The organism is Bacillus sp. AFS055030, from assembly GCF_002574545.1.
Classification (GTDB): Bacteria; Bacillota; Bacilli; order Bacillales; family Bacillaceae_G; genus Gottfriedia.
The window spans coordinates 1-19,612 of record NZ_NUGT01000014.1; the positions used below are offsets into that span (position 1 = coordinate 1).

The following is a 19,612-nucleotide window of genomic DNA, read 5'->3' on the forward strand; positions in this document are numbered from 1 at the left end:
TCATGAGGAAGTAAACCAGCAAAAATTAGAATGTTCCTTACTCATGACAGGTTTTAGTGGAAATCAACCAAAGATTGGCGTAGTTGACAAGCTCATTTTTCAACACTCTAAAGTTGCATCTGCAGCTTTTAGTAGAATCATCTTTTCCGCCGTGAAGAAATACCTCCTTAGAGATGATCTAAAGGGGTATTTTTTTATGTTATAAAGAGCAAGAAGTTTATAAATAATATTTTGAAAAAGTTCAGCAATATACCAAATTGGACCATATTCTTGAAGAATAAGAGGAAATAATAGAAAATAATACAGAGAACCAAAGCTGGTTTGTGACCCGAATTATTAATTTTTAGTGTTTAAAAGAAATCATCGTTAGCATATATAATTGGATAATCATCCACTGAATGTGACGATAAAGGAGGGAAATGAATGAAACCTATCTCTATTTTAATAGCGGATGATGAACAGGAGATTGCTGATTTAATAGCCTTACATTTAGAAAAAGAAGGGTATCATATTATTAAAGTTTCAGATGGACATGAGGCTGTTCGTGTAGTCGAGACTGGGTCAATAGATTTGTTGATATTAGATATTATGATGCCAAAAATGGACGGTTATGAGGTAACTCGGCTCATTCGCGAGCGGCATAATATGCCAATCATATTTTTGAGTGCTAAAACATCTGATTTCGATAAAGTACAAGGACTGGTTATTGGAGCAGATGATTATATAACAAAACCATTTACCCCCATTGAATTAGTTGCACGTGTGAATGCTCAATTGCGACGCTTTATGAAGTTGAACCAACCGAAAGTAGATGATCATAAAGCTCTTTTGGAATTTGGTGAAATAATGATTTCCCCTGATCAACGGACAGTTTTGCTTCATGGTGAAAACATTGGGCTAACGCCGAAAGAGTTTGATATTTTGTATTTATTAGCTAGACATCCGAAGAAAGTTTTCAGTGTAGAAACTATTTTTCAGCTCGTTTGGGGTGATGCCTATTTTGAAGGTGGTAATACAGTAATGGTACATATTCGCACCTTGCGGAAAAAACTCGGAGAAGATAAACGAAAAAATAAGTTAATCAAAACGGTTTGGGGAGTGGGGTATTCTTTTAATGGATAAAATTATACACAGTTTTCGCTCCAAAATAATCGTATTATTCGGTTTAAGTATGATGCTGGCTGGTATGATCACTTATTTAATTTTTAAAGGATTACAGCTTTATTATCACACGATGGTTCGTTTTGGTGACCCTTTGGCCCAGCTTCGTCAATTCATGCAGAGTATTGGAGACGTTAACTTCTTTTTATTTCTATTTATCCCACTTTCGATATTGTTTTTCTATTTACTCACTAAGCCCTATTCTACTTATTTTAAAGAAATAGCAAACGGAATTCATTATCTTGCACGTGGCAACTTTACACATCGAGTTTCAATCCAATCAAATGATGAATTTGGAGATATTGCTCAAGCAATTAATCTAGCAAGTGAAAAATTAGAAGAAGCTGTACAAAGAGGCGATTTTTCAGAAAACAGTAAAGAACAGTTAGTTGTAAATTTGGCTCATGATTTACGTACTCCGCTAACCAGTGTATTAGGTTATTTGGATTTAATTCTTAAGGATGAGAAGCTAACTAAGGAACAAGTTAAACACTTCTTAACGATTGCTTTTACTAAATCTCAGCGTTTAGAAAAGCTAATCGATGAATTATTCGAAATAACTAGAATGAACTATGGGATGTTACCGCTTGAAAAAGAGCAAATAAATTTAAGTGATTTACTGTTTCAATTAAAAGAAGAATTGTATCCTGTTTTCGAGAATAATCATTTGATTGCACGAATGAATCTGCTACCACATTTGCCTATTTTAGGTGACGGAGAGATGTTAGCTCGTGTGTTTGAAAATCTTTTAACAAATGCAAATCGTTATGGATATGATGGTCAGTTTGTCGATATTAATGGGTTTGTTGATGAGAAAGAAGTGGTTATTCAGGTTATTAATTACGGAGATTGTATTCCTCCTGAGGAACTCCCATATCTTTTTGATATGTTTTATACTGGTGATAAAGCAAGAACTCATCAAGAAGATAGCACAGGTCTCGGTTTATTCATTGCAAAAAATATTGTGGAACAACATAATGGAACAATTACAGCAGAAAGTAGTGTAATCAAAACAGTTTTTGAAGTTCGATTACCGCAAGAAAGTAGCTCAATTGACCAAGTTTAAAAGAGTATTTAAGAAAAATTTAAAGTTTACCCCACTTTTTATTTAAAAAATTTTTCCTATTCTAGAATCAATCAGAAATAGGAGGAATGTGATAATGAAGAAGTGGGGATTTTTAGTGATAATAGTAATTTTACTTAGTTTTACAATCGTGAATAAAGAAACGACGCTTCAAGATAGCGTAGTCATACAAACAGATAAAAAAATGAACGATGAACAATTAGATGATAGTAAGTCTTCTGAAAGTTTCCAAACGAAGAGCATAACAAAAGAATCGGTCTATAAAGGGAATTTACTCTTGGTAAACAAAAAATTTCCAGTGCACCAAGGGAGTATAAAAAAAGATGTTTTAAACTTATTTACTCACAAAGAATTGACAAAGGGATATGAATTGTTTGATACGAACATCGAATTGTCAGAGGATGTTGCCAGCAAATTTTTAAAGATGATCATTGCTGCAAACAATGAAGGGGTTAGGCATTTTAAAATTAATAGCGGCTTCAGAGACTTTGATGAGCAAAATGTGCTTTATCAACAAATGGGTTCAGACTATGCCATGCCTGCGGGTCGTAGTGAACATAATTTAGGTTTATCACTTGATGTAGGTTCTACCAAAATGAAAATGAATGAGGCACCTGAAGGTAAGTGGCTAGCAAATAATGCTTGGAAATACGGCTTTATCATACGCTATCCAAAGGATAAAACACAAATTACAGGTATTCAGTATGAACCGTGGCATATTCGTTATGTAGGATTGCCACATAGTGTGATTATGGAAGAAAAGAATTTTTCTTTAGAAGAGTATTTGGATTTCTTAAAAAAACAAAAGTCTATTTCAACTACTATAAATGGAGAAGAATACAAAATCTCTTATTACCCCGTTCGTAAAAGTACGACGATTCAGGTGCCTACCAATCTTCATTATGAACTATCAGGAAACAATATGGATGGTGTGATTGTGACGGTATTTAATAACTCAAAGGAGGATCGCATTGCAAAATGAAAATCGTAAAATTAATGAATAAACTAATTGTTTTTGCACTATTCGCCTTTTATCTATATGCAATCATTCGAGTTATTCTTTTTAAATTCCGCTTTAGAGATCTAACCTATCTTACGGATCAACTACAGACGAATCTAGGGAACCCTGTTCATCTCATAAATGAATTTAAAATGGGTAATTTTATCCCATTTAAAACAATATTCCTTAATAGTCATAGACTATCATCTTGGCCAGATTTTAGTAATTTAGTTGGAAATATTGTAGCGTTTATCCCATTTGGAATGTTTCTTATTCTCTTGTCGAAAAATAGAGGGATGTCATTTGGAGGCGTATTCGTTGGTTCTTTTTGTTTTACTTTATGCATAGAAAGTTTACAAGTTGTTTTTTCTTTAGGGGTTTTTGATGTGGATGATCTAATACTAAATACCTTTGGTGGATTATTAGGTTATTGTGCGATTAAACTTTGTGATACTGTTTATAATAAATTTATTCATACATCAAGCAGTATCCAGGATAGAGAAATTGTTGATAAATAGGAATTTTAAAGAAACGGCTGCTTTTGAGTAGCCGTTATTTTATTAAAACGAGCTAAATACAATGTTAGAATAGATTGAAGTTGTGGAGTAGACACTAACTGTAGAATGGATTGTCAAAACAAAATCATAGAAAATCTATGGTTTTTTTGATATATGTAGAGAGTACATATTAAAAAAGAAAAAAATGGAAATGGGGGATCTGATGACTCAGGGAAACGTAAAAAATGATGCAGGATGGAATTTTGACAATAGTTATGCAAGATTACCGGAATTCTTTTTTGCTATTCAAGACTTAAATCCGGTCAGTTCGCCGAAATTAGTTGTTCTAAATGAGCCATTGGCATTATCACTTGGTCTCGATGTTCAATCGCTTCAAAGCGAAGAAAGTGTAAATGTTTTTGCCGGGAATCGAGTACCAGAAGGTGGATTGCCACTTGCTCAAGCATATGCAGGGCATCAGTTTGCACACTTTAATATGCTAGGAGATGGAAGAGCTTTATTACTCGGTGAACAGATTACGCCAAAAAATGAGCGATTTGATGTACAACTGAAAGGTTCAGGTAGAACACCTTATTCACGAGGTGGAGATGGTCGTGCAGCACTTGGCCCGATGCTTCGCGAATATATTATAAGTGAGGCGATGCATGCGTTAAGGATACCAACTACAAGAAGCCTAGCCGTTGTAACGACAGGTGAACAAATCCAGCGTGAAACTCGATTACCTGGGGCAGTAATGACACGAATTGCTGCTAGTCATATTCGTGTCGGTACGTTTCAGTATGTTTCCAGATGGGGCAGTGTGAATGAACTTCAAGAACTTGCTGATTATACAATTCAAAGGCATTATCCTGAAATTGATCAAAATGATCAGAATCGATATCTTTCACTACTTCAAGGCGTCATTAAGCGCCAAGCTTTCTTAATTATCAAATGGCAATTAGTTGGTTTTATACATGGTGTGATGAACACTGATAATATGACGATTAGTGGTGAAACAATTGATTATGGTCCATGTGCATTCATGGATGCATATGATCCTGCAACTGTTTTTAGCTCAATTGATTTACGCGGTCGCTATGCATATGGAAATCAACCAAAAATGGCTGGATGGAATTTGGCTCGATTTGCTGAAACATTATTACCTTTATTGCATGATGATCAAGAAAAGGCATTAGAAATAGCACAGAATGCCATTTCTGAATACCCTATTATTTATGTTGATAATTGGATCGCAGGAATGAGAAAAAAAATAGGCCTATTTAATGAAGAAGAACAAGATAAGACATTAATTGATGAGTTACTTGAAATAATGGAAAGGCAAAAAGCTGATTATACGAATACATTTAGAGCGTTATCTTACGGTAATCAAGATGAGCTACCTTTATTTGCTTCATCTGAGTTTAAACAGTGGGAGAAGCAGTGGCAGGATAGATTAAGTAGACAATCAGAATCAAAAGAAGCCTCTCTTCAATTAATGCGAGACAATAATCCGGTTGTCATTCCAAGAAATCATCGCGTAGAAGAAGCTCTAGAAGCAGCGGTAGAGAACGGAGATTATAGCGTGATGGAGAAATTGCTTAAAGCACTTTCTACTCCATTTGTTGAATCAAAAGAACAGATAAATTATTGTACACTACCTCCTGATCCGGATCGTCCTTATCAGACTTTCTGTGGTACTTGATGATAAAAATACTACCTTTTTCAAGGGTAGTATTTTTATTTTTAAGAAAAATATTGAACATATTTTTAGTGAATTTGAGCATACACTTTGAATAATTCTCAAAAATTTACTATATTAGAAAAAGTACTTAAAAGTTTTTAAAAGAGGGGAACGTTCCCTCTTTTTATATTTTGGCCAGTAGAAAGAAGTGGGGAAGTTGAAGAAGCAACAAATTTATATCATTTTATTTTGTATTATGGTGGTATGGGGATTTAATGTAATTGCCACTAAAGTTCTAGTAGAGAACTTTATGCCAGTTACGATGACAGCTATTCGTGTTTTCACTGCTGGAGTAAGTGTTTTTATCATTTTATTTTTAATAAAAAAAGTTCGTCTGCTTACTAAGAGGGAGTTTGGGTATGTTTTTTTTGCGATGTTATTGAATGTCGTTGCACATCATTATTTTTTATCGATCGGTCTTTCTCAAACTTCAGCATCAAACGGGGGGCTAATTCTCGGAATGGGGCCGCTTTTAACAGCCTTATTGTCGGTTTTCTTTTTAGGTAGTGTAATGAACTTTGTTCGAATTTTAGGCGTGTTATTTGGTTTTGCAGGTGTTGCATTTATTGTGTTCCAGAGCGGTGGAGGTTTTCATGGCGTTTCACATGGCGATTTTTATGTGTTTTTAGCAATATTGGCGCAAGCATCTAGCTTTGTTTTAATAAAAAAGGTTTCAAAAACATTAGATCCAAGATTAATGACTGGATATATGCTAGTTATGGGTTCAATTATATTATTTGGAATTAGCCAAATTCTTGAGCCAGGTGGAATGGCTAGTATGGTGCATCATTCAGTAGGAATTTGGGCGGTATTTTTTGCATCAGCCGTTATTGCAACAGCTATGGGGCATATGCTATATAATTTTGCCCTCGGTAAAGTTGGCACAACAGAGGCGGCCATCTTTTTAAATCTAAATCCATTCTTTTCACTTATTGGCGCGGTATTATTTTTAGGTGAAAAAATTGTTTTAACTCAAGTAGTTGGATTTATTTTAATTTTAATAGGTGTGATGTTTGGTTCAGGAGTATATGAAGATGTATCTCGCAAATTTAAAAGGGATCATCAAATCCAAATCTAAAATAAAATAGTAATGTATTTTAAGACAATTACCGATTAGGTGATTGTCTTTTTTCATTTAGAAATGATTTCTAATTCTTCATTTCATGAAAAAAACCTGCTTATTTAGGGCATATTATAAAGTATTCAAGCTATTAGGAAGGACTCATCAAGATGACAATCGATCCAAGAACTCATTCATTAAATGCAGAAACATATGAGAATGAATTAGAAATACCTAGTTGGTTTATAAAATTAAATAAGTTTAAATCGAATTTAAATAATATGGAAATAGAGTCTCATTTTTATGAACAGTTCTTAACTTTATTAATGAATGAAGAAAAAGCGTTAGAGCTGCAATATAAAAATTTAAAGTATATTGAAAAGCTAGAAAATGAAATTCAAATAATGGAAGAACGATATCGAAAAGTAATGCACTCGAAGCTTGGCAGATTCATTCAGTTTTATTGGAAAGTTAAAAGATGGCTAATTAGAAAGTTAAGAGGTTGGTGAGTAAGTTTTGAACAAATTTGAAATTCAGCAAAGATTAGAAGAAATAGAAAAAATGAAGATTGAAATTTACCAACGAATGAAAAAGGAAATCCCGGAAGACTTAATATTTTCAAAATACAATTTTAAAAAATTAGTAAACGGTATTAGCGTAATCATCCCGACATACAAAGGTGAAAAAGTAATAAAAAAATGTATTGAATCATTAAAAAATCAAACTTTGTCACCTAAATATTTTGAAGTAATCTTTATTATCAATGGAGAAAAAGATCATACAGAAGAGATATTAATGAATTTCATGAAGGAACATACTATTCAACATTTTACCATTCTTCATTCAGAAGAAGCTAGTGTTTCTGCTGCAAGAAATATGGGGATTGAACAAGCATCTAAAAAATACATTACATTCTTAGATGACGATGATTATATTTCACCTAACTTTCTTGAAAAACTATTCGATCATGCAGATGAAGATTCTGTTGTTATTTCACAAGTTGTTGACGTAGACCTAGAAGGTAAACTTAACCCTAATAATCCTGTTAACTCGCAAATTAAAAAAGCATTAGATACTAAAATGTTTACTTATACGGATTTAAATAGTGTTTTAACAATGAATGCTTGTAAGTTAATACCAACAAAGAAAGTAAGAACGGGGCGGTACGAACTTGGTTTAAAAAGTGGAGAAGATGTAGTATTCTTTACAAAATTATTTGCTTTGCATCATTTTCATCTAAAAATTGTTCCATTAGAGGAGCAGGCAATTTATTATCGAGTTTTAAGAGATAACTCAGTTTCTAGACGTAATAATTCTTTTGAGTTTAATGTAAAAGAACGTTTGGAAGTCATGAAACATCTTGATGGACTACTAGGAGAAACGAATAGTCCAACAATCCAACAATTCATTAAAGGAAAAATACATGCTCAATATGGGTTTATCGACAGATATATAAACAATAATAATGAATTGAGGGATAAGGTAATCGAAGAAGTAAATAAACATTGTTTCGTCTATTTCCCTTATTTTAAGTTATACAATAGCCAGACGCGTTCTTTAATTATTTCCTATTGTTTCCCACCATACGTTGATACGAGTGGAACTGTTATGGCTAAGCGTATTATCGAAAATAATGAAGTGGTGGACGTAATTTATAATAACATGTCCAAAGTAAGGGATGTTGATTATAGACAAAATGCAATGGTGGATGGTTTTATTAATAATCGGATGGAAATATCATCTACTAGTAGTTTTAAACAATGGAAATCAATGAAAGACTTTATTAAAAAATCGCTTAAGGAAATTAAGCTTAATGAAAGAAAAAATGGTACATATCATAAAATTTATAGCCGAGCATTATGGCCTGCTTCTCACTTTTTAGCATTTGAATATAAATTAAAAAACCCGAAGGCAAAATGGATTGCAGAATTCTCTGATCCGATTCTATTAGATATTCACGGAAATGAACGAAAGTCTGCCATTATTGATTTAGGGTTTTATAAAAAAGTAAATGCTCTATTAAAGAAAAAAAATTTTCCAATAACGTTTAATAACAATATGTTTTTTTGGTGCGAATACATTGCTTATGCATTTGCAGATGAAATTATTTTTACAAACGAAAATCAATTGAAATACATGTCAGAAATGTTCCCAATAAAAGAAATGAGAGAAGTCATTTTAAGCAAAGCAAAAATTTGTCATCAACCGACTTTACCGAAGCAGTATTATTACGTTAAAGCAAGTAAATATAAGATTGATGAAAACAAAGTAAACCTTGGATACTTTGGAACGTTTTATCAAACGAGAAAATTAAATGAAATAATTGAAGGGCTTAAGTTAACTAAACCTGAACTACGAGATAAAATTAAACTTCATGTTTTCACTTCGGATCCTAAATCACTAGCAAATGAACTTTCAGGTGAAGTGATTGAAAAGCTTGTAAAAGTAAACCCATACGTTAACTTTTTGGAGTTTTTAAATTTCACAACAAAATTTGATTGTCTAATTGTTAATGACGCATTTACGAAGGATTACAAAAATATTAATCCATACTTACCTTCTAAATTAAGCGATTACAAAGGTAGTGGGAATAATATATGGGGAATAGTTGAAGAAGGTAGTATTCTTAGTAGGTTTGAAACAAAATACAAATCAGAAATAGGCGATATTGAAGGTGCTACTAAAGTGTTTGAATCATTAGTTACGGAGAAAGTAATTCAACAATTCCAGCAGCTTGATGAAGAATTATCGAATGAGAAATCAATGTAAAAGCGAATATAAACAAAGTTAATTTTAATAATTTTGTAAAGGGTAGATTCATTATGATTAAAAAGAGTTTTAATTTGCTAGGACCAATTCTAATCGGATTGGTCTGTAGCTATTTACTTGTTATTTGGTCTCATAATTATTTGTGGAAGAACAATGTTAATCTATATCAGAACTTGATCGAAACAGATTTTTTTAGGTGGAACTTTCTGATTGTTTCAGTCATTGTTTTAATCCTAATAGTAGGACTTCTTGTGCTTGGGTACAACGTTTGGTGGATCTTAATTACTACTGTAGGCTCAATCGGAATGTTCTCATATGCGTTATCAGAAAAAATTAAATATACTGGGGAACCATTTCATCCAAGTGATTTATTTTTCCTGCGTGACCCAATCGTATTTTTACAGTTTTCAAAACTTCCATTTCTTCTTAAATGGGGTGGACTACTTGCCGTTATTACATTTTTATTTTTAGGAACTTTTTTCGCATATAAAGAATGGCGAAATGCTTCTATGAAGAAAAATAGTCTGCGATTTCTTTTAATCGTATCGCTTGGCGTATTTTTTTCATTTGGTACGAAAGAAGGATGCGCTTATTTTGTAAAAAACTCGAATGTAAAATATATTCCGTGGAATTATGAAACGAGTGTTGAACGATATGGGATGTATAATGCATTTTTAGTAACCTATGTAAATAGCAAACGCGAAGAACCTAAACTATCGTCTAAAGTAAAAAATGAGGTTATTAAAGAGTTAAAGTCTTTAAAACCACTCACTGTACCTAAACAAAAACAATTACCAGATGTTTTAGTGATTCAAAGTGAAGCATATAGCATGTTAGATGACATGAAATTAAAATGGAATACTAATCCAAATGCACCTCTTTTGTCTATAAAAGAAGGCATTCATGGTACTTTAATTAGTAATACATTTGGTGGTCGGACAGCTAACGAAGAGTTTGAAATATTAACTAGTTTAAAATTAAAGCGGAAATTTGAAAATCGTACACCATATCAAGAAGGAAAAATGGCAAATAGAACTTCTCCTAGTTTCATTCAAGATGTTAGAGAATTTGGTATGGATCCAATCGCACTTCATCCGTTTAAAACATCATTCTTTAAACGGAGAGAAGTCTATCCTAACATAGGGTTTAATCAATTTTTGTCGGAAACAGATTTAACTTCTTGTAAAAAATTTGGCTCATACATATCTGACGATTGTGGCTCGAAAAAAGCATTATCATTAATTAATAAAAAAGGTAGTCAATTTGTATTTTTTGTGACAATGCAAAATCATTTTGATTGGCGTAAAGGCCACTTTCCTGAAGAAAACATGAAAGTTAGTGGAGTGCCTATGGATGAGGAGTTAAAAGGAAAAGTGGAGAGTTATGCAAGTGGTATTTATAAAAGCGGTAATTCTCTAGTTTCAGTATGGCAAGAAATTAAAAAACGTAAGAACCCTACGATCGTCCTTTTTTATGGAGATCATCGTCCAACATTTGGCGATAAAAAGGCAACATATGAGCATTGGGGAGCACCAGTGGAGAAGAGTGAAGGACAAGATTGGTATAATGAAACACCGATGTGGATTTGGAGCAATGACAAAAATACAATGGACAAAATAAGAAACTATTCGAAGCCATTTTTAGAGAAAGGAAATCTAAAATTAGAATCCTACGAAATTGCACCTCTCTTAATGAAAGTCTTAACAAACAATCAGATTGAACAGTCATGGTATGATTGGGTGCTTCAAAATCATTCAAATGATATTTGGGATTGGGTGATTTATGATCGAGTATATGGTGAAGGGGTAACCTTTAATAGAAAATAAAAATCGGGCCAATAGGTCCTTTTTTTATTGGGTAAAAAAACTGACTTATTTTTAGATGTTGGAAAGAAATCTTATTGTATTTCAAAGATGTTTACATAAATTGGGAGTTCTTGAAAAAAATACAAATAGAGATGTTTTAATTTTAGGAGGTTTGAAATGAGGAAACTAGTTTTTTTAAAAGGGCCGTTAATTTTTTTAATCGCCTTTGTTAGTTTTTTTAGTAATGTTCAACCAAACAATGTAAGTGCTTTTACAAACCAAGTGCTTCAAATGGGTGCAACTGGAGAAGATGTCATTGAATTACAGACTCGTTTAAAATACAACGGTTATTACACTAGTAAAGTAGATGGTGTCTTTGGATACAACACATACTGGGCGGTACGGAATTTTCAAAATAATTTCGGAATGCCAGTCGATGGAGTTGTAGGGGCAAAGACAAAAGCAATGTTAGTGAAAGCTACCAAATATGAAAATAGCGGTAGCACTGCTGGATCGAATGTGCCAAATGGTTATTCGCAAAATGACATTCAGTTAATGGCTAATGCAGTTTATGGTGAATCGCGTGGTGAGCCATATATCGGACAAGTGGCGGTGGCCGCAGTTATTTTGAACCGTGTAAGTAACCCTTCATTTCCGAATACAGTTTCAGGCGTTATTTTTGAGCCACGTGCTTTTACTGCAGTAGCAGATGGACAAATTTATTTAACACCAAATGAAACAGCAAAAAAAGCTGTACTGGATGCAATAAATGGTTGGGATCCAAGTGAAAATGCAATTTATTATTTTAATCCTGATACAGCAACAAGTGCTTGGATTTGGAGTCGACCACAAATAAAACAAATTGGCAGACATATATTTTGCCGATAGGAAAGGAGTGTTTGTGTGATTAAAGAAGCTGCAATAGGAGTTTTAGCAGTTGGTATTTTAGGAACATCATATTGGGGTTACCAAGAGCATAAGGCTAAAAACGAAATTAATATACAAGCAGAAAATAACTATCAACGTGCATTTCATGAATTAACGTATGAACTTGATCTATTACACGATAAAATTGGCGACACATTGGCAATGAAATCGAAAGCATCGATCTCACCAGCATTAGTCGAAGTATGGGGACTTACTTCTCAAGCACACTCCAATGTTGGGCAACTGCCTTTGAGGTTGTTACCTATTAATAAAACAGAGGAGTTTCTAACTGATATTGGTAATTTTAGTTATCGGACTGCTGTAAGAGATTTGGATAAAGAACCATTAACCGAAAATGAATATGCTACGTTGGAAAAATTATATGAGAACTCTGCTGAAATTCAAGGTGAAATAAGAAAAGTTCAGCATATGGTATTTGAAAATAAATTGCGTTGGATGGATGTAGAACTAGCCTATGCCAGGGATGAAAATCCTAAAAATAACGTCATAATTGATGGGTTTAAAACGGTTGAAAAGAATGTAATGACATATTCTGATGCAAATGCAGAACCTTCGCTGACAAATTATAAAGTAAATCGTTCAAATCTATCGAATGTAAAAGGTGAGAAAATAACAGAAGAACAAGCAAAGGATATTGCTAGAAAGTTTCTAGCATTAAATAGTACGGCCCAAATTAAAGCTGAGCTTACTGGTAAGAAATTGAAAGATCGTTACTATAGTTTAGAAATAAAGGAACCAAAGACGAATAGTGAAATTTATATGGATATTACCGAAAAGGGAGGATATCCTGTCTGGGTAATTGATAGTCGAGACATAAAGCCACAGAAAATCGACTTAAATCAAGCTTCAATTAAAGGTCTAAAATTTTTAGAACGCAATAAATTCTCAAATATGGAACTTACTGAAAGCTCGCAATACGATACAATCGGGGTATTTACCTATGTAACAAAGCAAGACGACGTAAGGATTTATCCTCAATCAGTAACGATGAAAATTGCACTGGATGATGGAAGTATAGTTGGATTTTCATCAAGAAATTACTTAGCTGCACTTAAAAATAGAACGATCCCAAAACCGAAAATTTCGGTTGAAGAAGCACGTAAGGGAATTAATTCAAACTTGAAAATAATGGAAGAGCGTCAAGCGATTATTTTAAACAAACTAAATCAAGAAGTCCTTTGTTATGAATTTGTAGGAACAAGAGGAAATGACACATATCAAATATTCATTAATGCGGATACTGGAATCGAAGAACAGATCAAAAAACTGAATGTCTTAGTCGAAAACTATGATTGAAAGTTAAAATAGAAAAGGGAAATGGTTTTAATTATAACCATTTCCTTTTTCATTTTTAGAGCTAGCTACCATTTAAAATATTTCATGTTTAGGATATTTAGATGAAAATACTATTTTAATATTTATGCCTACGATCAGCGCAAAATCGATCGATTACTCTGACAAGATATCATACTTTAGGCTTGTACAATGCTTTATTTTAAGCGACTTTTGGAGTAGCTATTTATAAAGTTAATTCATAAAAAAATATTTTTTATATTTGTCCTAATGTCCAAAATGATGAATATATATTTCTTGAGATTAAAATTCTAGAGGGAGAGAGGTAAGTGATCGATTCTGTTTGCTAGTAGAAGTTTAATTGCATTGTAAGCGTTTTCCTTAGAGAGAAAGGGGGATGAAATGAACATATTATTATGTTGTGCTGCAGGTATGTCTACAAGTTTATTAGTTACAAAAATGGAAGCTGCTGCAAAATCTGAAGGAATTGATGCAAGGATTTGGGCAGTGGGTGCTAATGATGTTAAAAATCATCTAGATCAAGCAGATGTATTACTTGTAGGTCCCCAAGTAAGGTACCTACTTCCACAATTAAAAAAAGAAGGTTTACAAAAAGGAATACCAGTTGATGCCATCAATCCGGTTCATTACGGGATGTGTAAAGGAGCAGAGGTCCTGAAATTTGCAATCGATTTAATAGGTTCATAATTTCATATAGGGGTGATTTGTGATGGCCAACTTTACTCAAATGTTAGAAGAGAAAGTAATGCCTGTTGCTGGTAAAATTGCAGGTCAAAGACACTTGCAAGCATTGCGTGATGGAATTATTTTAACACTGCCTCTTATTATTGTCGGTTCCATTTTCTTAATTTTAGGCTTCTTACCATTTGACGGATATCCAGATTTTATGGCAAAAACCTTCGGTGAGGCCTGGCAAACTAAGCTTCTTTATCCTGTAAGTGCTTCATTTGATATAATGGCGCTCATTGCAGGATTTGGTATTGCATATCGACTCGCTGAACATTACAAAGTAGATGCATTGAATGCTGGTGCGATCTCGATTGCCGCATTTATATTATCAACGCCATACTTCACAATGTTTTCTCCAGAAGGAGCAACTGCTGCTATTAAAGTAGGCGGGGTACTTCCTATGGCATTGTTAGGTAGTAAGGGTCTGTTTGTTGCTATTATAATTGCGTTATTCTCAACTGAAATTTATAGATGGGTAATTCAAAGAAATTTTGTTATTAAGATGCCAGATGGCGTACCACCTAGTGTAAGTAAATCATTCGTTGCTTTATTCCCTGCATTTTTAGTCATTTTACTAGTATGGATTATTCGTTTATTAATTGAAAATACACACTATGAAACTCTACACAATGTCGTTGGGGATCTCTTACAAGATCCACTTAGTAGACTTGGAGGATCATTAGCTGGCGCGTTAATTGCTGTTTTATTAATTCAATTATTATGGTCAGTTGGTTTGCACGGTGCGGCAATTGTTGGTGGTGTAATGGGGCCAGTATGGTTAGCAGCAACTGATGCAAACCGTTTAGCTCTGCAATCACATCATGCAATGCCAAATGTTGTTACACAACAATTCTTTGATATCTTCATCTACATGGGTGGTTCTGGTGCAACAATTTGTTTTGCAATTATGATGTTATTATTTGCAAAGAGTCAGCATGCAAAACAATTAGGAAGGCTATCGATTGGACCTGGTATTTTTAATATTAATGAACCAATTACATTCGGTGCTCCTGTAGTAATGAATCCATTGCTTTTAATTCCATTTATTCTAACGCCATTAGTACTTGTTGTCACCACATATATAGGAATGAAAACGGGATTTGCTCCAAAAACACATGGTATTGCAATTCCTTGGACGACTCCACCAATTATCGGCGGTTGGCTAGCAACTGGAGGTAACTGGAGAGGTTCTGCAATGCAATTGATTAATCTCGTTGTCGCATTCTTAATTTACTTCCCATTCTTTAGAATGTGGGATAAACAAAATTTACAAACTGAACAAGGCTCACCAAAATAAGAAATGGGGGCTTGCCCAGACTGCTCGCTAAGCGCTCGCTTTCTTTGATGCTTCGTCTGCTAAAGTGGTGCTCATTACCATTAATGGTAACTCCGCTTTTCATCAGAGACCCCGCTTCGATAAGACAAATGCTTTTGATCATTCTGGGTACTTATGGTTTCTGATTCTTTTTAAACACACTCGAGAAGCTTGCCTATAGGCAAGCTCTTGATATTGTTTTCTTAAAATCTAGTAAAGGGTGTGATTCTAGTGACTAAAGAAGAATTGTACAACCTTTCTTTTCAGTTAATCTTGCATAGTGGAAATGCTAGAAGTCTTTCAATGGAGGGAATTTATGCAGCAAAGGAAAAAAACTTTGAGCTAGCTTTTGAGAAACTTTCAGAGGCAGATCGTGAGTTTAGTCAAGCACATCGCTTTCAAACTCAACTGATTCAGGCAGAGGCTGGTGGAGAAGACTTTAATACACCAATCCTATTAATTCATGCGCAAGATCATTTAATGACAGCAATGACACTTAAAGATTTAGCAAGGGAGATTATTGAACTGCGGCAAGAAGTAAGCAATCAATAAAAGGAGGATTTACATAATATGGGTAAATCAATCAAAATTGCGACAATTGGTGGAGGTTCAAGTTATACTCCAGAGTTAGTAGAAGGTTTTATAAAACGGTACAATGAGCTTCCATTACGAGAACTATGGCTTGTAGATGTAGAAGAAGGCAAAGAGAAATTAGAGATAGTTGGTCAATTAGCAAAACGGATGTTTCAAAAGGCAGGTCTTCCTGTAGAAGTTCATTTGACACTGGATCGAAAAGAGGCACTTAAAGATGCTGACTTTGTTACAACTCAATTCCGTGTTGGTTTGTTAGATGCTAGGGCAAAGGATGAAAGAATTCCTTTAAAATATGGTGTACTTGGTCAAGAAACAAATGGACCTGGAGGGCTGTTTAAAGGTTTACGAACAATTCCAGTAATTTTAGATATCGTAAAAGATATGAAGGAGCTTTGTCCAAATGCGTGGTTAGTCAATTTTACGAATCCTGCTGGTATGGTTACTGAGGCTGTACTACGTTACACCGACCATCGAAAAGTAGTAGGTTTATGTAATGTCCCAATTGGAATGGAAATGGGTATTGCCAAATTATTAAATGTTGAGCATTCTCGTGTAAGGATTGATTTTGCTGGTTTAAATCATATGGTTTATGGATTAGATGTATTTGTAGACGGAGAAAGTGTTAAAGATCAAGTCATTGAATTATTAACGAATCCAACAAATTCTAGTTTTGTTAAGAATATTCAAGGATATGGATGGGAACCTGAGTTTCTACGTGCTTTAAACGCATTACCTTGTCCATATCATAACTATTATTATAAAACTCGAGAAATGGTTGAAAAAGATATAAAAAATGCCGAAACTGTAGGGACGCGTGCTGAAGTTGTAAAAAAATTAGAAGATGATCTTTTTGAACTTTATAAAGATCCTAATCTATCAATCAAACCACCTCAATTAGAAAAAAGAGGTGGAGCTTATTACAGTGATGCAGCAGTTCGCTTAATTTCTTCTATTTATAATGATAAAGGTGATATTCAACCAGTTAATACGATGAATAATGGTTCGATTGCTAGTATGCCAAATGACTCAGCAGTAGAGGTCAGCTGTGTGATCACTAAGGATGGGCCAAAACCAATTGTAATGGGGGATCTACCGGTAGCTGTAAGAGGGCTCGTTCAACAAATCAAATCATTCGAAAGAGTAGCTTGCCAAGCAGCGGTAACAGGTGATTATGATTTGGCCATTCTAGCGTTAACGATTAATCCATTAGTCGCATCAGACAAAGTTGCGAAAGAAATCGTTGATGAAATGCTAGAAGCCCATAAAAAATATTTACCTCAATTTTTTAAAGAGGTGAAAATTAAATGATCAAACTAATTGTGAATGCAGACGATTTTGGTTATTCAAGGGGAATTAATTATGGAATAATTGATGCTCATAAAAATGGAATTGTGAACTCAACTACGATGATGATGAATATGCCTGGTGCTAGTCATGCAGTAGAGCTAGCGAAAGAAAATCCTAGCCTTCAAGTAGGAATCCATCTTGTTTTAACTTGTGGAAAGCCACTTTTACATGATGTTCCAACACTTGTAAATGGAAAAGGTAACTTTAAAAGTAGACATGAGTTCTTTGAAGATAAAAATATATCACTAGCTGAATTAGAAAGAGAATGGACTGCACAAATCGAAAAATTTTTAGAGTCGGGCTTAAAACCAACTCATTTTGATAGCCACCACCATGTTCATACCGTACCTGAGTTTTTACCAGTCGTACAGAAGTTAGCTCGAAAATATAATTTAAGTGCTAGACGCATTTCTGAAAATGCTTTAGAAGGAATCGTTCCTTTTACGGATGTTTTTCTACATGATTTCTATGGAGAAGGTGTGACGAAAGACTATTTTGAAAAGTTATTAACACGGGTTGAAGACGGTCAATCTGTTGAAGTCATGTGTCATCCTGGTTATCTTGATCACGAGATACTATACAATTCTTCTTATGCTAAAGATCGCGTTAAGGAGACGCAAATTTTATCTGCTGTAAAACTACCAAAAGAGATTGATTTATTATAGCGTAAATTAAGTTACTAGCATGGAGTCTGAAAATAGATTCTATGCTTTTTTGGTATATATAGTTAATTAGAATTTTGGAAAAAAATATAAGATGAAATAGGGGTAGTTTTACACTATAATGAATATTAATAATATTAAAATAATATTTAAGGAAAATACCTATGAAAATTGGAAAAATTATTAATTACCATCGAAAAAAAAAAAAGATGACACAAGAGCAACTATGTGATGGAATTTGTTCAATTTCTCATTTAAGTAAGATTGAGAACAACTCAAAAGAGGTTAATATCGAAACTTTAAACTTATTGTGTATGAAGTTAAGTATATCAGTTGAAGATGAAAAAAATAAAATTAATCATATTAAAATAAAACTACAGGAATTCTACGACGCAATTGAACGACTGCATCATAAAAAAGCAAATACAATCTATCTAGAACTCACGAAATATAAGGAGTTTGTCCAATATACGGAATTGCTCTATTTATATGAATTATACATGTTAAGATATACTTTGTTTTTAAATCAAGTTGATCTAGCAGAGCAATTGATTGAAAAAATAGGTCAAAATACGAAGATGTTTTCTGAGTTTGAACGATTTGTTTGGAATGTATTAAATGCAATTTTTAATCATAAACGGAATAATTTTATTAAAGCTTTAGATTTATTAGAAGAAGTAAAAGATTTAAGGAAACAGTATCGAGATGAAATAACCGAATATTATTATTTAAAATCGTTAATGCATTGTCGATTAGGACAATCTGCATTAGCAATCTATTTCGGTAATAAAGCGCTAGAAGTTTTTAAAAAAAGGAATAATATTATTAGAATGTTAGATGTGAAAACAATATTATCAATCCATTTAACTGAAACTGGTGAATATGAAAGAGCAGAAAATTTATTAAAAGAAATATTAGATGATGCAGAATTAATTCAAAATACAACAATAGAAGAAATGGCTTGGCATAATTTAGGTTTCTTATATGGTACTCAAAATATTTCAGAAAAAGCGTTGGAGTGTTATTATAAATCACTTGCATTAATAGAGAAATATACTGAGAGTTATTACCTTACATTAGGAAATATTGCGACTCATTTGCTAAAGCTACAAAAAAATGAACAAGTTGTGAGTATGCTAGAAAAAGAATTAGCGTCATTCGAGGATACATCAAAATTAGAATATGTAAAATTACGAGTTTTATATTTTGAAGCAAAAAACGAAGAGAAGGCACTAATCCGTTATTTAATGGCAGACGGGTTACCAATTATGGAGAAACACGGTAATCGAATGAAGGTTTATGAATACAGTGAACGAATTGCAGAATATTACCAAAAACAAGGCGACCCACTTTTAGCTAATAAGTATTTACAAATCAGTTTACATCAAATGAAGAAGACACATAATACAGGAGTTCTTAGATGAAAAAAAAAATTAAACTTATCACACTTTCCCTAGTCATCACAATGCTGGTGAATGTAGGAATAAATACTAATCAAAATCATCATTCGCCAAAAAATGATATTTACGCATCCAATAAAAAGGAAGATGATCCAAAACCTCCAGGAAGTTGATGGGTGGATTTCT

Annotated in this window: 19 protein-coding genes; all 19 read left to right on the plus strand. The window is 33.4% G+C overall.

The window, feature by feature from the left end; genetic code table 11:
- A partial coding sequence (locus CN925_RS21470) for a hypothetical protein (RefSeq protein WP_218937219.1) occupies nucleotides 1–205 on the plus strand: 205 nt, incomplete at its 5' end.
- Between the two features lie 218 nt (nucleotides 206–423).
- Nucleotides 424–1,122, plus strand: coding sequence for a vancomycin resistance response regulator transcription factor, VanR-F/VanR-M family (vanR, locus tag CN925_RS04730; protein WP_098845121.1), 699 nt, complete (start codon nucleotides 424–426; stop codon nucleotides 1,120–1,122).
- A complete protein-coding gene (locus tag CN925_RS04735; protein ID WP_098845122.1) occupies nucleotides 1,115–2,227 on the plus strand; it encodes a HAMP domain-containing sensor histidine kinase in 1,113 nt (370 codons plus the stop codon). The genes vanR and CN925_RS04735 overlap by 8 nt, the downstream gene beginning before the upstream one ends.
- 94 nt (nucleotides 2,228–2,321) lie before the next feature.
- The gene (gene vanY, locus CN925_RS04740) at nucleotides 2,322–3,227 is read left to right on the plus strand and encodes a VanY-A/VanY-F/VanY-M family D-Ala-D-Ala carboxypeptidase (protein WP_098845123.1); all 906 of its coding nucleotides are present in this window, start codon (nucleotides 2,322–2,324) and stop codon (nucleotides 3,225–3,227) included.
- A complete protein-coding gene (locus CN925_RS04745; protein ID WP_098845124.1) occupies nucleotides 3,224–3,763 on the plus strand; it encodes a VanZ family protein in 540 nt (179 codons plus the stop codon). Before vanY ends, CN925_RS04745 begins: the two co-directional genes overlap by 4 nt.
- Nucleotides 3,764–3,965: 202 nt before the next feature.
- Nucleotides 3,966–5,444 (plus strand): protein adenylyltransferase SelO, encoded by a 1,479-nt coding sequence (locus CN925_RS04750; protein ID WP_098845125.1) that lies wholly within the window; start codon nucleotides 3,966–3,968, stop codon nucleotides 5,442–5,444.
- A gap of 196 nt (nucleotides 5,445–5,640) precedes the next feature.
- On the plus strand, nucleotides 5,641–6,561 hold the full coding sequence (locus tag CN925_RS04755) for a DMT family transporter (protein WP_098845126.1): 921 nt from the start codon (nucleotides 5,641–5,643) through the stop codon (nucleotides 6,559–6,561).
- A 152-nt stretch (nucleotides 6,562–6,713) separates the two neighbouring features.
- Nucleotides 6,714–7,052 (plus strand): hypothetical protein, encoded by a 339-nt coding sequence (locus CN925_RS04760; protein WP_098845127.1) that lies wholly within the window; start codon nucleotides 6,714–6,716, stop codon nucleotides 7,050–7,052.
- Between the two features lie 7 nt (nucleotides 7,053–7,059).
- A complete protein-coding gene (locus CN925_RS04765) occupies nucleotides 7,060–9,312 on the plus strand; it encodes a glycosyltransferase (protein WP_098845128.1) in 2,253 nt (750 codons plus the stop codon).
- A gap of 53 nt (nucleotides 9,313–9,365) precedes the next feature.
- Nucleotides 9,366–11,138: an LTA synthase family protein gene (locus CN925_RS04770; protein ID WP_098845129.1), complete on the plus strand. Its 1,773-nt coding sequence runs from the start codon at nucleotides 9,366–9,368 to the stop codon at nucleotides 11,136–11,138.
- Between the two features lie 156 nt (nucleotides 11,139–11,294).
- Nucleotides 11,295–12,005, plus strand: coding sequence for a spore cortex-lytic enzyme (gene sleB, locus CN925_RS04775; protein ID WP_098845130.1), 711 nt, complete (start codon nucleotides 11,295–11,297; stop codon nucleotides 12,003–12,005).
- A 15-nt stretch (nucleotides 12,006–12,020) separates the two neighbouring features.
- Nucleotides 12,021–13,361 carry a germination protein YpeB gene (gene ypeB, locus CN925_RS04780; protein ID WP_098845131.1) on the plus strand — a complete coding sequence of 447 codons (1,341 nt, stop codon included), beginning with the start codon at nucleotides 12,021–12,023 and terminating at the stop codon, nucleotides 13,359–13,361.
- Nucleotides 13,362–13,760: 399 nt separating this feature from the next.
- Nucleotides 13,761–14,066: a PTS sugar transporter subunit IIB gene (locus CN925_RS04785; protein ID WP_025671987.1), complete on the plus strand. Its 306-nt coding sequence runs from the start codon at nucleotides 13,761–13,763 to the stop codon at nucleotides 14,064–14,066.
- Between the two features lie 22 nt (nucleotides 14,067–14,088).
- Nucleotides 14,089–15,405, plus strand: a complete 1,317-nt coding sequence (celB, locus tag CN925_RS04790) for a PTS cellobiose transporter subunit IIC (protein ID WP_098845132.1) — start codon at nucleotides 14,089–14,091, stop codon at nucleotides 15,403–15,405.
- Nucleotides 15,406–15,654: 249 nt separating this feature from the next.
- The gene (locus CN925_RS04795) at nucleotides 15,655–15,975 is read left to right on the plus strand and encodes a PTS sugar transporter subunit IIA (protein ID WP_098845133.1); all 321 of its coding nucleotides are present in this window, start codon (nucleotides 15,655–15,657) and stop codon (nucleotides 15,973–15,975) included.
- An 18-nt stretch (nucleotides 15,976–15,993) separates the two neighbouring features.
- Nucleotides 15,994–17,325, plus strand: a complete 1,332-nt coding sequence (locus CN925_RS04800) for a 6-phospho-beta-glucosidase (RefSeq protein WP_098845134.1) — start codon at nucleotides 15,994–15,996, stop codon at nucleotides 17,323–17,325.
- Nucleotides 17,322–18,029 carry a chitin disaccharide deacetylase gene (chbG, locus tag CN925_RS04805; protein ID WP_098845135.1) on the plus strand — a complete coding sequence of 236 codons (708 nt, stop codon included), beginning with the start codon at nucleotides 17,322–17,324 and terminating at the stop codon, nucleotides 18,027–18,029. Before CN925_RS04800 ends, chbG begins: the two co-directional genes overlap by 4 nt.
- A 161-nt stretch (nucleotides 18,030–18,190) precedes the next feature.
- A complete protein-coding gene (locus tag CN925_RS04810; protein ID WP_098845136.1) occupies nucleotides 18,191–19,450 on the plus strand; it encodes a helix-turn-helix domain-containing protein in 1,260 nt (419 codons plus the stop codon).
- Nucleotides 19,447–19,599, plus strand: a complete 153-nt coding sequence (locus tag CN925_RS21215) for a hypothetical protein (RefSeq protein ID WP_180232851.1) — start codon at nucleotides 19,447–19,449, stop codon at nucleotides 19,597–19,599. Before CN925_RS04810 ends, CN925_RS21215 begins: the two co-directional genes overlap by 4 nt.
- Nucleotides 19,600–19,612 lie beyond the last annotated feature (13 nt).